This window comes from Magnetospirillum sp. 15-1 (assembly GCF_900184795.1).
Lineage (GTDB): Bacteria > Pseudomonadota > Alphaproteobacteria > Rhodospirillales > Magnetospirillaceae > Phaeospirillum.
This window is the reverse complement of sequence record NZ_FXXN01000020.1, coordinates 119,450-132,166: the sequence shown is the minus strand read 5'-3', so window position 1 is coordinate 132,166 and position 12,717 is coordinate 119,450. Positions and strand designations below refer to the sequence as shown.

Here is a 12,717-nt window from a genome sequence, read left to right as displayed (position 1 = left end):
TTATGATCGATTATCGTGCCCCACTCGCGGAAATTCTCTTCACTTTGGAGCATATCGCCGATGCTCCCCGGATCATCCATTGGGATTCCGGGCTGGCCGCCGAGGTGCTGACCCATGCGGGCCGCTTCATCGACGAGGCCATCGCTCCGCTCGACCCCATCGGTGATCGCGAGGGGGTAAAGCTGGTTGATGGACGGGTTCATCTGCCCGAGGCTTTCCATCGTGCATTTGCTCAGTTCCGCGAAGGAGGGTGGCAGGGACTGGCGGCGGATCCCCAATATGGCGGCCAGGGGTTGCCTGGATTGCTGGCCAGTGCGTTCTCCGAGATGCTGGCGGGCGCCTGCATTTCCTTTCACATGGGCGTTTCCCTGGCCCAGGGGGTCATCCGTACCCTTGCCGTCAACGCCGATGATGACGTCAAGGCCCTGTGGATTCCACGTCTGGCCTCGTGCGAGTGGCTGGCTTCCATGTGCCTTACCGAGCCCCAGGCGGGGTCCGACCTTTCTCTGATCCGGACCACCGCTTCCCCCCAGGGCGACGGCTGGACCATCGACGGAGGCAAGATATTCATCTCTGGCGGTGACCAGGACTTCACCGGGCGTGTGGTTCACCTGGTTTTGGCCCGTACGCGGGATGCCGCGCCTGGACTCAAGGGGTTATCGCTGTTTCTCGCTCCCTCCCACCTCGAGGATGGATCTACCAACGGTATCTCGGTGGTCCGAATCGAGGAGAAGATGGGGCTGCATGCCGCCGCCACCTGCCAACTCGCCTTTGACGGTACCCAGGCGGTGATGATCGGTGGTCCCGGCGAGGGCTTGAAGCGGATGTTCACGTTGATGAACGTCCAACGGCTTGAGGTGGCCTTACAGGGGGTTGCCCTGGCCGATTGCGCCGCGCAACGGACGCTGTCCTATGCCGCCAGCCGGGTGCAAGGGCGGCGTGGTGATTCGACCGGGCCGGTGGTGATCTCCGAGCATGAGGACGTCCGGCGGATGCTGATGACTCAGATGGCCTTGACCCTTGGAGGGCGGGCCATGACCTACGCGACCTTGGCCGATATCGAGGCTGATGGCGGCTCGCCCTTGGTTGATCTCATGACCTCGGTTTGCAAAGTGTTCTGTACCGAGGCGGTGGTCGAGGCCGCCAATCTGGGCATTCAGGTTCATGGCGGCTATGGCTATCTCCGGGAATACCGGCTGGAGCAGATCCTGCGCGATTCCCGGATCTCCCAGATTTACGAGGGCACCAACGGGATTCACGCTCTGACGGTCGCGGGGCGGTTGCTGAAGGATGGCCGGACCATTTCGGCCTTCGACGGCCATATCGTGGCGGCGATTGCGGCCGCACAGCAGAGCGGTAACCCGGCGACCACCCAAGCCCTGGCGGAGGTACTGGAGGATTGGCGGCAGGCCAGCGAGGTGGTGGCGACATCTCCGCATCCCGAGCCCTTGGCCCATTCCTATATGCGACTGACCGGCTTGGCAGCCTTTGGAGCCGCCTGGGCCAGACTGGAAAGTCATGCCGAAAAGGCCCCAGATCCCGTAAAAATTCGGGCGCTGGCCCGATTCGTTCGCGATTTCATGCTGCCGGAGGCCCGGCATCACGCCCGGATGTGTCAACTGCCGCTGCGGCTCGACGACATGCCGGTCGCAATTTTCCAGGTGGCTTGAGCCGGAAAGGGGGGGGCATGGCCGAGGTGCGGTTTCCCGATCCCAGCTGCATTACCGACGAATTGCGCATGCTGCGCGGACAGGTGAAGCGTTTCGTCGATGAGAAGATCATCCCCCATGGCGAACAGTGGGAGCGCGACGGGATGATTCCGCGCGATATCTTCCGCCAGATGGGGGAACTGGGGTTTCTGGGAATGCGTCATCCCGCGGAATACGGCGGCACCGATCTGGGGCCGCTCGCCTCCATGGTCTTCGCCGAGGAACTGGCGCGAAGCACCTTCGGCGGCGTGACCGCCTGCGTCACCGTCCATACGGACATGTCTGCGACCCATATCACCCGTGACGGCACGGCCGAACAGAAGGCCAAGTACCTCCCGCCGCTGATCCGTGGGGAGAAGGTCTGCGCCATCGCCGTGACCGAACCGGGGGCTGGTTCAGACGTCGCCGGTCTCAGGACCCGCGCAATACGCGATGGCGACCATTGGGTCATCAATGGCAGCAAGACGTTCATCACCAATGGCGTTTACGGCGACACCTACGTCGTGGCGGCGCGGAGCGACCCGGCCGCCAAAGGGAGCCGGGGCATTTCACTGTTTATCATCGAAAAGGGAACGCCCGGTTTCGTGGTGGGGCGCAAGCTGGAGAAGCATGGCTGGCGCTGTTCCGATACCGCCGAACTGTTCTTCGACGACGCAAGAGTGCCGGCTGAGAACCTCCTGGGAGTGGAAAATCAGGGTTTCTACGGCATCATGAAGAATTTCCAGAACGAACGGATGGTGGTGGGGGCGATTTGTGCCGGCGAAAGCGCCAAGGCCCTCGAATTGACCCTGGAACATGTCCGAAACCGGCAGGCGTTCGGCGGCACTTTGTGGGATCTGCAGGCAACCCGCCAGCGGCTGGGGCTGCTGGCTGCCAAGGCGGCTGCCGCTCGTGCATTGGCCTATCAGGCGGCCGAACTGGACGCCAGTGGGTTCGACTGTGTCCGCGAACTATCGATGGTCAAGGTCATGTCGGCCGAGAGTCTGCAGGACGTCATGTATGGCTGCCTGCAACTGCACGGTGGAGCCGGCTACATGATCGGTACCCCCGTCGAACGGATGGCGAGAGATGCCCGCATCCTGACCATCGGCGGTGGCGCGACCGAGGTGATGCTCGAGGAAGTAGCCAAGAGGCTTTAGGAGATGCGCGGATGTCCGGTCCCCTTGCCGGTATCAGGATCATTGAATTGGCCGGTCTCGGGCCTGCTCCGTTCGGTACCATGCTGCTGGCGGATATGGGGGCCGACGTCGTGCGGGTCGACCGCAAGCCGATGGGGAGCGGTGGTGATTTCGACAAGCTGAAGGCGGCCGGTGGTCCGACGGACCGCGGGCGGCGTTCCATCGCCATTGATCTTAAAAATCCGCGCGGCATTCAGACCGTTCTCCGCCTGATTGAGGGGGCCGACGCCCTGATCGAGGGATATCGCCCCGGCGTCGCCGAACGCCTCGGACTTGGGCCGCAGGTTTGCCTGGGGCGCAATCCACGCCTCGTCTACGGGCGGATGACCGGCTGGGGCCAATCTGGCCCTCTCGCTCAGGCTGCCGGTCACGACATCAACTACATCGCCTTGTCGGGGGCTCTTCATGCCATTGGCGAGGCAGGGCGGCCGCCGGTGCCTCCGCTCAATCTTGTCGGTGATTACGGCGGCGGCGGCATGCTGCTGGCCTTCGGCATGGTCTGCGCCCTGCTGGAAGCCCGCCGCTCGGGGCTCGGCCAGGTGGTCGATGCGGCCATGACCGATGGTGCCGCGCTTTTGATGGCGCAGCTCTATGGATTCCACGCCGCGAGCCAGTGGACCGACCGGCGGGAGGATAACTTTCTGGATGGCGCCGCGCCGTTCTATGCCTGCTACGAATGTGCCGATGGCGGGTTTGTCTCGGTTGGAGCTATCGAACCACAGTTCTTCGGGCTTCTGCTCGACACGCTGGGACTTCGCCGAGAGGATTTTCCCCAGTGGTCGAAGGCCGACTGGCCGGCTCAGAAAGCTAGGCTGGCCAAGGTATTCAAGGCGCGAAACCGTGACGACTGGTGCGCTTTGCTGGAGGGGACCGACACCTGTTTCGCTCCGGTCCTATCCATGGCCGAGGCCCCAAAACATCGCCACAACATGTTTCGGGGCACTTTTGTGGAGGCCGCAGGCCAGGTTCAGCCCGCTCCTGCTCCCCGGTTCGACCGTACTCCCGGCTCGATCAGCCTGCCGCCACCGGCGATCGGGGAACATACCGTCGCGATATTGCGCCAAGCCGGTTTCGGCGACGACGAGATCGAGGAGATGCTGGGGCAGGAAATCGTCGGCATCTGAGTGGCATAAGGTAAAATAACCGGACGGTCATCATATAATTGACGGATGTGGCCTGTCTGGTGTGATGGCTTGCCGTCTGTATGCTCATATTGACCCCAACCTAGGCCGGTTATAGGTAAAAACCAGATTGGTGCGGATCGCAACAAAATTCATTGACATTGGCGTCATCCAATGGTGACTATTTGGTCAATATCCCGGTTATGCGGGGGCTGCAGATGGAGCCTGGGGCCGCGAAACGATATGGGGGACGCCGTGCTTACCTATGTCGCCAATCTACGCATTCTGGTGAAGGTGCTGATTGCGCCGCTGCTTCTTGTCCTCTGTATGCTGATCCTGACGGCTATTTTCCAGTTGGGAACCAACAGGCAGGGAATGGCTCTGACCGATCTTCACGATGGCGCCTTCCGTAAGTACAAAGTGATCGCCGAGGTAAGAACCGCCAGTACGGTCGTTCAATCCAATCTCTATCGGTTGCTGGGATGGCGCAGCACCGGAGCCAAGAAGGACAAGATCGCCGAATTGGAGAGTCAATTGCGGCAAGACGTCGCCCGGCTTGCCAAGGCGGTGGCGGGACTCGGCGACGTTCAGGCCAAGATTGAGGCGTTCGGAGACGCTTCGATCAAGGTCCTCGACGTCTCCGCCACCGACGAGGTGACGGCGCTGGTGATGATGGTCAACACCGAGCAGCAATACGATGCCTTGATCGGCGAGTTACGTAATCTCGCCGAAACCTCCGACCAGGAGACCGATGAGACCTACCGGGGGGCGGTCGGTGTTGCCGCGTCCTCCCAGGCGACATACTACGCCGTTCTGGCCATATTCCTGGTGCTGGGCGGTGCTGTCAGTCTGGGACTGGCCAGGCTGATCGCCGGGCCGGTAGTCGGCCTGACAGCAGTAATGGCCCGGCTGGCTGAAAATGCGACCGATGTGGATGTCCCTTCGCAGGATCGTCGGGATGAGGTCGGGGCCATGGCCCGTACGGTAGAGATTTTCCGGATCAACGCCATCGAACGCCTGCGGATGGAGGCGAGACAGCGTCAGGAATTGGATAAGGATGAGGCGCGAAACCGGGCGATTGCCAGCCTGACCCAATCTTTCGATACAGCTGCGAGTGAGGCGATCGCTGCCGTGGCAAGTGCGGCGGCGGAAATGACCTCGGTCGCCCAATCCATGGCGGCCAATGCAGAGCAGACGAGTCGCCAGACCACAACCGTTGCCGCCGCGACCGAGCAGGCATCGGTTAACGTCGAAACGGTGGCCGCCGCCGCCGAGGAACTCAGTTCGTCCATCGCCGAGATTGGCCGGCAGATGGAACGGTCTTCCCGAGCTTCCCGCTCCGCCGCGGAGGAGGCTTCCCATACCGACGAACTGGTGAGGGGATTGGCCGGGGCAGCGTCGCGGATCGGCGATGTCGTAAAGCTGATCAACGACATCGCCGGCCAAACCAACCTCCTGGCTCTGAATGCGACCATCGAGGCGGCGCGGGCGGGAGATGCGGGCAAGGGCTTCGCCGTGGTGGCCGGCGAGGTAAAGAACTTGGCCAATCAGACCGCCAAGGCCACCGATGAGATCGCCCAACAGGTCTCCAGCGTACAGGAGGCTACCCGTCTTACCGTCGAGGCCATAGGGGGAATCTCCCAGCGGATCGGCGAGATCAACGGTATTGCTTCGGCCATCGCCTGCTCGGTTGAGCAGCAGGGCGCCGCTACCCATGAGATCGCCCGCAATGTACAGCAGGCGGCGGCGGGTACCCGTGATGTGGCCTCCACCATCGGGGAGGTGACTCGGGCCGCGGGCAATACCGGTGCTGCGGCTGGCCATGTGCTGGAATCGGCTCGCGGCCTAGCCCGGCGTTCCGAGGATATCAAGAGGCTGGTGGATCAATTTCTGGGCGATGTCAGGGCGGTCTGACTAGCCGGCCTTTTCGGCGAGAAAACCGTGGAGGAACAGGCGCTGGATACGGTCACACAACTCTTGCGGCGAAATCGTGCCCTCGGGTTTGTACCATAGGTCGGTCCAATTGAGCATGCCGAGCAGCAATAGCGCATAAGGCTTGTAGACGGTCGCCGGCAGGTCGGAGCGCAACTCCCGCAGTAGGGCCGTCCCCAACGTGACGACCTTGGCCTGCAGTTGCAGGATGGGGGGCTGCATTTCGACGGGCAGGAACTTTACGTCGTTCATGGCGCTGAGGTGCCGTTGCCGCGATTGTGCCGATTTTTGCACATAGGCCCGAATGAAGTTGGCGAAACGCCGCTCTCCAGCCCCCGCTTCCGATAGGGCAAGTTCCAGCTCGACGATGAGGCGCTCGAGATGCTCGGTGAGCAGGGCGAGCAGCAGATCGTCCTTGGTTGGGAAGTAGTGGTAGAGCATCGATTTGGTGGCGCCGCAGGCCTTGGCGATGTCCTGCATCTTGGCGCCGGGATAGCCGGTCTTGGCGAAAAGTGCGGCCGCACTGTCGAGAATCGACTGGCATTTGGTGTCGTAATCGTCGGCTCGAACCCGCACCATCGTATTTCTTCCCTGATTTTGCAGTGGCCCAGTCCGCAGGATGGTCCATCGCTCTCGCATGATCACGGGTCGTTGTAAAGCGCCTCTCGATCCAAATTGGGGCTTTATTGGTTTTGAAGAAGCAGGTCCTTTAGCGGGATGGAGACGTCGGCGAGCCGGGTCGGGTCTATGGCTGCGGCGGTCGTTACAAGTCGCTTCGCAGCCAGGAAGTCGGCTTGCCGATTAACCGCGTCAGCGGCGATCAACCTGCCATCGCGCAGGTAGAAGGCGATGAAACTGTGATCGGCGGGAGAGCCTCGCAGCACGCATTGTTCATGACCGGCCGACAGCCCGACCATCTGAAGCTTGAGGTCGAACTGATCGGACCAGAACCAGGGTATCGAACGATTGGGCTTGGGCTTGCCGCAGAGCGCCAGAGCGGCGGCACGGGCCTGCTCAAGGGCGTTTGGCACGGATTCGAGTCGGATTCGCCGTCCGTAGGCCGCATTGTCATGGGCGGTGCAATCGCCGGCGGCGACGATGTCGGGATCGGAGGTTCTGGACAATTCATCGACAATGATGCCGCCATCCACCGTCAGGCCGGCATCCGCCGCGAGCTCGATATTGGGCAGCATCCCTATGCCGACGATCACCAGTTCCGCCGGAATCTGCACGCCGCCGCGAACCGTTACAGCTTGGATAATGCCGGTATCGTCACACTCGATTTTCTCCGCGGTGGTGCCTGTGCGGATATCCACCCCGGCCTCTTGGTGGACGCGCTGATAAAACGCCGACATTTCTGACCCCGTGACGCGGGCGAGGACGCGCTGTTCCGCTTCCAACAGGGTTACGATGGCGCCGAGGCGGCGGGCAGTGGAGGCAATTTCCAGGCCGATATAGCCGCCGCCGACGATTGCCAGGCGGGTGCCTGCCGTCAGCTTGGAGCGTATGTGGTCGGCATCCTGGCGGGTGCGAAGATAGTGCAGGTTGGCGGGAGGTTTGCCCGCGACCATTCCTTCGACGGTCAGGGGCCGCGGGCGCCCGCCGGTGCATAGGGCCAGTTTATCGTAGGCCTGCCGCGATCCATCGCTCAGTTCCAAGGTCCGTCCGGCCCGATCGATGCGGGTGGCCTTGATACCCAACCGTATCGCGATGCCAGCTTCGCCGTAGGCGCTTGCGGTGCGCAGGATCAGTTCGTCGGCCACCGTCTCTCCGTCGAGGTAGGCTTTCGACAGGGGAGGGCGCTGGTAGGGGGGCTCGGACTCTTCGCCCAGAAGGACGATGGGGCCGGGCCAGCCGTGCTGACGCGCCGTGAAGGCCAATTCGACACCCGCATGCGCGGCGCCGACGATTACGAGTGAGCGATCGGTCATTACTGTCGCCTCCATATGATGGGAGTGCCGGGCTATGTCTGCTCGGCGGGAAGCTCGACGACGATCCCGTCGAGATCGTCTTGCATGCGGATCTGACAGCACAGCCGGCTTCCGGCGAGGCGTACGTCCACAGCCTCGAGCATGGACGCCTCGGTTTCCGCCGGAGGCGGGAGTCTGGCAATCCAGCTTTCCTCCACATAGCCGTGGCAGGTGGCGCATGTGCAGTGGCCACCGCAGTCGCCGAAAATACCGGGGACGCCGTGTTCGACGGCGATTTGCATCAGGGTCCGGCCCGGCTTGGCCTGAATGCGATGCAAGGTGCCATTGGCTTCCCTATAGATAACGGTGGGCATGGCTTTGCTCCTGTCGTCTGGCATGACGGGCCTGATGAATACGGAGAGGGCACGACCCGCATGTTGGAATTAGAATAGGCTGAGTTTATTATAGACCGACGCGTCGGTCTATAATAAACTCCTCCATGATCGCGGCTGCTCGGGATGAGCGTTGCCGCCGGATGATCAGGAGGCGACCCCATGAATGGTTGTGCTGAAGCGAGTCAGGGTATCTCGGGTTCCGTGGCCCGGCGGCTTGGTGATCTCATCCGACCCGATCATGTCCACGGGTCGCTTTATGGTGATGCGGCGATCTTCGAGGAGGAGCTGAAGAAGATCTGGTATCGGACCTGGGTCTATGTCGGGCATGAGAGCGAGGTGCCCAATGCCAACGACTACATCATGAAGTCCATCGGCCCCGAACCGGTGATCATGACCCGGGGGCGGGACGGAAAAATCCATCTGCTCCATAATCGCTGCCCGCATCGCGGCGCGCATGTCTGCACCGCGCAGAAGGGCAATACCCGTACGTTCACCTGTCCCTACCACGGATGGAGTTTCGATACGGATGGGCAGATGCGGGGGCTTCCATTCCCTTCGGGCTATGAGGGGGTCGATCGTTCGGCCCTGGGACTTGGCCGGGTCGCCCGCGTTGCCTCCTATAAGGGCTTTGTCTTCGGATCCATGGCGGCCGATGGGCCGACGCTGGAGGAACATCTAGGCGGTGCGAGGGGGGCGATCGATGCTCTGTGCCGAACCTCGCCCGAGGGCGAGGTCGAGGTTACCACCGGCTTTTTGAAGCATAAGGTCAAGGCGAACTGGAAGTTCGTCGTCGAAAACGAGACTGATGGCTACCACCCGGCCTTCGTTCACGCTTCAATCTTCGACGTGGCGGAGAGCGGCATCGGCGGGCTTTACGGCAGCGAATCGACGGCGGTCGCCAGGGATTTGGGCGGCGGACACACAGAGATCGATCTGCGTCCCGAGTTTCGCAAGCGCGGTGAACTACTAAGTTGGTTCGGCACCACGGCGGACCGTCTTCCCGATTACGTGGAGCGGATGAAGACGGCCTATGGGGCCGAGGAGGCCGCGCGGATCATGATCGACGGTACTCCGCACATCATGATTTTTCCCAATCTGTTCATCGCCGAAATCCAGTTCTTCGTGATCCAGCCGCTTGCCGTGGATCTGACCGTGCAGCACGTCACCGCCCTGCAGTTCAAGGGAGCTCCGGACCTCAATCGCCGGATGCGGCAACAGACCATGGGATCGGTGGGCCCTGCGGGCTTTCTGCTGGCCGACGATGCCGAGATGTACGAGCGCACCCAACGCGGGGTCCGGTATCTGGATCCAGAATGGATTTTCCTCGGCCGCGGCCGCCATCGCGAGCGCCCCGACGAGAACGGCTGCCTGATTGGTGACGTAACCGACGAGACGCCGTCTCGCGGCATCTGGCGGCACTATCGCTCGATGATGGAGGCTGATTGATCATGTCGAAAAAGAAGGAAGTGCTGCTCCTCGACGAAGTGACGCAATTCATCTATCGCGAGGCGCGTCTGCAGGACGAGCATCAGTACGAGGCATGGGAGACCCTGTGGGCCGATGACGGGCTGTACTGGATCCCCGCCAATGGCAAAGGCGACAATCCCGAACAGGAAATGTCGATCATCTACGATAACCGCTCGCGCATCGCACTGCGCGTCCGGCAGTTGCTTACGGGACGGCGCATCAGCCAGACGCCGCATTCCCGGCTGCGGCGTCTGGTCTCCAATGTCGAGGTTCTTGACAGCGACGACAGGACTATTCGCGCCATTGCCAACGCCATGGTGTTCGAGTCCCACGCCCGTGGCGACACCATCTGGGCCTCGCAGAATGAGTACTCCCTGCGCCGCGAGAAGGATGGACTGCGCATGGTCATGAAGAAGGTGACCCTGGTCAATAACGAGGACGCTCTGTTCTCGATGGCCTTCCTGATCTGAAACACCGCGGCACCCGGGAGGGGCTTATGATCGACGATGGCAATGGACAGCCGATGGTTCTGATCGACGAGGGGCCGGTCCTTCTCGGTCTACATGCCGACGGGGTGGCACATCTGCGCCTTAATCGCCCGGATGACGCCAATGGCATGAATCTGGAACTGCTGAGCGCGTTGCAAGAGGCTGTATTGCGGGTGCATGGTGATGGCCGAGTCCGCTCAGTACTGCTGAGCGGCGAGGGCAAAAACTTCTGCGCCGGCGGTGACGTGCATGTCTTTCTCGACCAGGGAGAGGCTCTTCCCGACCTGATCCGGGTGGCGACCTCGCGTCTGCAGACCGTCGCCGGGTTGCTGATGCGGCTCAATGCCCCAGTGGTCACTGCCGTCCAGGGCTTCGCCGCCGGTGGCGGTGGCCTCGGGCTGGTCTGCTCGTCCGACATGGTGGTGGCGGGCGAGTCGTCCAAATTTCTCGCCGGTGCCACACGGGTGGGCATGGTTCCCGATGCCGGGGTTTCCGTCACGCTGACTCACCTGGTGGGATTTCGCCGGGCCATGGAGATTTTGTTGCTCAATCCGGTGATTGCCGCCAGTGAGGCGCTGGAGATGGGGCTGATCAGCCGGGTTGTGCCCGATGACCGCATCCTGCAGGAGGCAATGGCTTTGACCCGCCAGCTCGCGGAAGGGGCGCCGGCGGCGCTGGCTGCCACCAAGCGGCTCCTGTGGAACGGGCTTGGCCTGGGAGTCGAAGCCTGTATGCCGGGGGAAAATCACGCCCAGGCCCAAATGTCGGGAATGGCCGATGCGCGGGAGGGTTTGGCTGCCGTCATCGAGAAGCGCTCGCCGCGCTTTACGGGGCGTTGACATGTCTCGCTGTGGGCCGGACTCGTCTGTCGGGCGGCGCGCCCTTGTGACCGGTGGCGCCAAGGGGATCGGCGCGGCCATCGTCCGCCATCTCGCCGCCGCCGGGGTGGAGGTGGTGATCGCCGATCTGGATATCGAGGCGGCGAAAGGAGTTGCAGCCGCCATCGATGCCAGCGCGGTGCCACTCGACGTGACCGATTTCGACAGTGTGCATCGGGTGGTGGCCGAGTGTGGGCCATTCCATATCCTGGTGAACAATGCGGGCATGGATCAGCACAGCTTCTTCACCCAGACCACCGCGGCCGACTGGCGCCGCCTGCTGTCCCTCAATCTGGAGGCGGTGCTTGCCACCACTCACGCGGTGCTGCCGGCCATGCAGGCGGCCGGCTGGGGGCGTATCGTCAACATCGCCTCCGAAGCCGGGCGTCTGGGATCGCGCGGCGGAGCCGTCTACGCGGCGGCCAAGGGGGGCGTTATCGCCTTCACCAAATCCATCGCCCGTGAAAACGGTGGCAAGGGCATCACCGCCAATGTGGTGGCGCCGGGTCCTATCGACACGCCGTTGCTGCGTTCCGCGCTGGCGGCAGGTGGAGAGCGCCTGATGCGGGCGATGACCGGAGCTACCTTACTTGGACGGTTGGGAACTCCCGATGAGGTCGCTGCGGCGGTCACCTTCCTGGCGTCGGATGCGGCCGGGTTCATTACCGGTGAGACGCTGGGAGTGTCGGGCGGCATGGGGTGCGGACAATGACGGAGGTTCCACCCACCGACCCCGTTGATGCCGTGATCGCGCGTATCCGCAAGGTCTACGGGGGCTGGAACCGATTAACCTCCGTCGCGCAGATGCGTGAAGACTGGGACGAACTGTTCGGATCGGTGGCCGAGACGGTCTCGGTCGAGCCGGTTTCGGCGGGCGGGGTGCCGGCCGAATGGGTCCGCGTTCCGGAGGCCCGCCACGATAGGGTCGTCCTATATTTTCACGGAGGGGGATTCCAGGTGGGGTCGCCACGCTCGCACCGTGAACTGATGGCCGGTATCGCGACTGCTGCCGAATGCCGAGTGCTCGGCCTCGACTACCGCCTGGCGCCAGAGCACCGGTTTCCTGCCGCGTTGGAGGATGCTTGTGCGGCCTATAGTTGGCTGCTGGCCGAAGGCCATGATCCGGCCAATGTGGCGCTGGCAGGGGATTCAGCCGGTGCCGGCTTGGTGGTTTCGACTCTGCTGTCGTTGCGGAGCGCAGGCCTTCCTCTGCCGGCGGCGGCGGTATTGATGTCGGCCTGGACCGACCTTACCGCGTCGGGTCCCAGCTACGAGACCCGTGCCGCCTCCGACCCCATCCATCAGCGGCCGATGATCTTGGCCATGGCGCGCGGCTATCTGGGGGATGATTGCGATCCCCGCGATCCGTTGATATCGCCGCTGTTTGGCGATCTGCACGGATTGCCTCCGATGCTGATCCAGGTCGGAAATCGCGAGACGGTATTGAGCGATTCGACCCTGCTCGCTGAAAAGGCCGAGGCGGCTGGAGTCCACGTTCGCCTTCAAATCTGGGATCGCATGATTCATGTGTTTCAGCAATTTCCGGACGAACTGCTCGAGGCGAGGGAGGCGCGGCGTGACATCGGCGAATTCCTGAGGGCCTGTCTCGGGTCGCGATCTAATCCAAGAGGTGACTGAG

The 12,717-nt window shown here is 62.6% G+C and carries 12 protein-coding genes; 9 read left to right on the top strand and 3 right to left on the bottom strand.

Annotation, left to right across the window (positions count from 1 at the left end; genetic code table 11):
• The first annotated feature begins 2 nt into the window (after nucleotides 1–2).
• The 4 genes from CP958_RS06455 to CP958_RS06440 all read left to right on the top strand — a co-directional run bounded on the left by CP958_RS06455 (nucleotide 3) and on the right by CP958_RS06440 (nucleotide 5,922).
• Nucleotides 3–1,670, top strand: coding sequence for an acyl-CoA dehydrogenase family protein (locus tag CP958_RS06455; RefSeq protein WP_096701158.1), 1,668 nt, complete (start codon nucleotides 3–5; stop codon nucleotides 1,668–1,670).
• A 17-nt stretch (nucleotides 1,671–1,687) separates the two neighbouring features.
• Nucleotides 1,688–2,848 carry an acyl-CoA dehydrogenase family protein gene (locus tag CP958_RS06450; RefSeq protein ID WP_096701157.1) on the top strand — a complete coding sequence of 387 codons (1,161 nt, stop codon included), beginning with the start codon at nucleotides 1,688–1,690 and terminating at the stop codon, nucleotides 2,846–2,848.
• A gap of 11 nt (nucleotides 2,849–2,859) precedes the next feature.
• Nucleotides 2,860–4,011 carry a CaiB/BaiF CoA-transferase family protein gene (locus tag CP958_RS06445; protein ID WP_096701156.1) on the top strand — a complete coding sequence of 384 codons (1,152 nt, stop codon included), beginning with the start codon at nucleotides 2,860–2,862 and terminating at the stop codon, nucleotides 4,009–4,011.
• A 252-nt stretch (nucleotides 4,012–4,263) separates the two neighbouring features.
• A complete protein-coding gene (locus CP958_RS06440; protein ID WP_170958864.1) occupies nucleotides 4,264–5,922 on the top strand; it encodes a methyl-accepting chemotaxis protein in 1,659 nt (552 codons plus the stop codon).
• On the opposite strand, the gene CP958_RS06435 is transcribed toward CP958_RS06440, so the two are convergent.
• From CP958_RS06435 to CP958_RS06425, 3 genes are all read right to left on the bottom strand, one after another.
• Complete coding sequence (locus tag CP958_RS06435; RefSeq protein ID WP_170958863.1) at nucleotides 5,923–6,519, bottom strand: TetR/AcrR family transcriptional regulator; 597 nt, start codon at nucleotides 6,517–6,519, stop codon at nucleotides 5,923–5,925. It abuts the gene before it with no gap.
• 104 nt (nucleotides 6,520–6,623) lie between these two features.
• Complete coding sequence (locus CP958_RS06430; protein WP_096701249.1) at nucleotides 6,624–7,871, bottom strand: FAD-dependent oxidoreductase; 1,248 nt, start codon at nucleotides 7,869–7,871, stop codon at nucleotides 6,624–6,626.
• 32 nt (nucleotides 7,872–7,903) lie between these two features.
• The gene (locus tag CP958_RS06425; RefSeq protein WP_096701248.1) at nucleotides 7,904–8,224 is read right to left on the bottom strand and encodes a 2Fe-2S iron-sulfur cluster-binding protein; all 321 of its coding nucleotides are present in this window, start codon (nucleotides 8,222–8,224) and stop codon (nucleotides 7,904–7,906) included.
• Between the two features lie 180 nt (nucleotides 8,225–8,404).
• On the opposite strand from CP958_RS06425, the gene CP958_RS06420 reads away from it, so the two are divergent.
• Genes CP958_RS06420 through CP958_RS06400 form a run of 5 tightly spaced genes read left to right on the top strand, consistent with a single transcriptional unit; the run spans nucleotide 8,405 to nucleotide 12,716 of the window.
• Nucleotides 8,405–9,691, top strand: coding sequence for an aromatic ring-hydroxylating dioxygenase subunit alpha (locus CP958_RS06420; RefSeq protein ID WP_096701153.1), 1,287 nt, complete (start codon nucleotides 8,405–8,407; stop codon nucleotides 9,689–9,691).
• A gap of 2 nt (nucleotides 9,692–9,693) precedes the next feature.
• Nucleotides 9,694–10,182, top strand: a complete 489-nt coding sequence (locus CP958_RS06415) for an aromatic-ring-hydroxylating dioxygenase subunit beta (RefSeq protein ID WP_170958862.1) — start codon at nucleotides 9,694–9,696, stop codon at nucleotides 10,180–10,182.
• 26 nt (nucleotides 10,183–10,208) lie between these two features.
• On the top strand, nucleotides 10,209–11,039 hold the full coding sequence (locus CP958_RS06410; protein ID WP_197706369.1) for an enoyl-CoA hydratase-related protein: 831 nt from the start codon (nucleotides 10,209–10,211) through the stop codon (nucleotides 11,037–11,039).
• A gap of 46 nt (nucleotides 11,040–11,085) precedes the next feature.
• Nucleotides 11,086–11,790, top strand: coding sequence for an SDR family oxidoreductase (locus CP958_RS06405; protein WP_197706368.1), 705 nt, complete (start codon nucleotides 11,086–11,088; stop codon nucleotides 11,788–11,790).
• A complete protein-coding gene (locus tag CP958_RS06400) occupies nucleotides 11,787–12,716 on the top strand; it encodes an alpha/beta hydrolase (RefSeq protein ID WP_096701245.1) in 930 nt (309 codons plus the stop codon). The genes CP958_RS06405 and CP958_RS06400 overlap by 4 nt, the downstream gene beginning before the upstream one ends.
• Nucleotide 12,717: the final 1 nt, after the last annotated feature.

Bases quoted from the DNA above. Each gene is read 5' to 3' on its own strand.
- CP958_RS06450 (WP_096701157.1), top strand. From the start codon at position 1,688: ATGGCCGAGGTGCGGTTTCCCGATCCCAGCTGCATTACCGACGAATTG.
- CP958_RS06410 (WP_197706369.1), top strand. From the start codon at position 10,209: ATGATCGACGATGGCAATGGACAGCCGATGGTTCTGATCGACGAGGGG.
- CP958_RS06430 (WP_096701249.1), bottom strand. From the start codon at position 7,871: ATGACCGATCGCTCACTCGTAATCGTCGGCGCCGCGCATGCGGGTGTC.
- CP958_RS06445 (WP_096701156.1), top strand. From the start codon at position 2,860: ATGTCCGGTCCCCTTGCCGGTATCAGGATCATTGAATTGGCCGGTCTC.
- CP958_RS06400 (WP_096701245.1), top strand. From the start codon at position 11,787: ATGACGGAGGTTCCACCCACCGACCCCGTTGATGCCGTGATCGCGCGT.
- CP958_RS06455 (WP_096701158.1), top strand. From the start codon at position 3: ATGATCGATTATCGTGCCCCACTCGCGGAAATTCTCTTCACTTTGGAG.
- CP958_RS06435 (WP_170958863.1), bottom strand. From the start codon at position 6,519: ATGGTGCGGGTTCGAGCCGACGATTACGACACCAAATGCCAGTCGATT.
- CP958_RS06420 (WP_096701153.1), top strand. From the start codon at position 8,405: ATGAATGGTTGTGCTGAAGCGAGTCAGGGTATCTCGGGTTCCGTGGCC.
- CP958_RS06425 (WP_096701248.1), bottom strand. From the start codon at position 8,224: ATGCCCACCGTTATCTATAGGGAAGCCAATGGCACCTTGCATCGCATT.
- CP958_RS06415 (WP_170958862.1), top strand. From the start codon at position 9,694: ATGTCGAAAAAGAAGGAAGTGCTGCTCCTCGACGAAGTGACGCAATTC.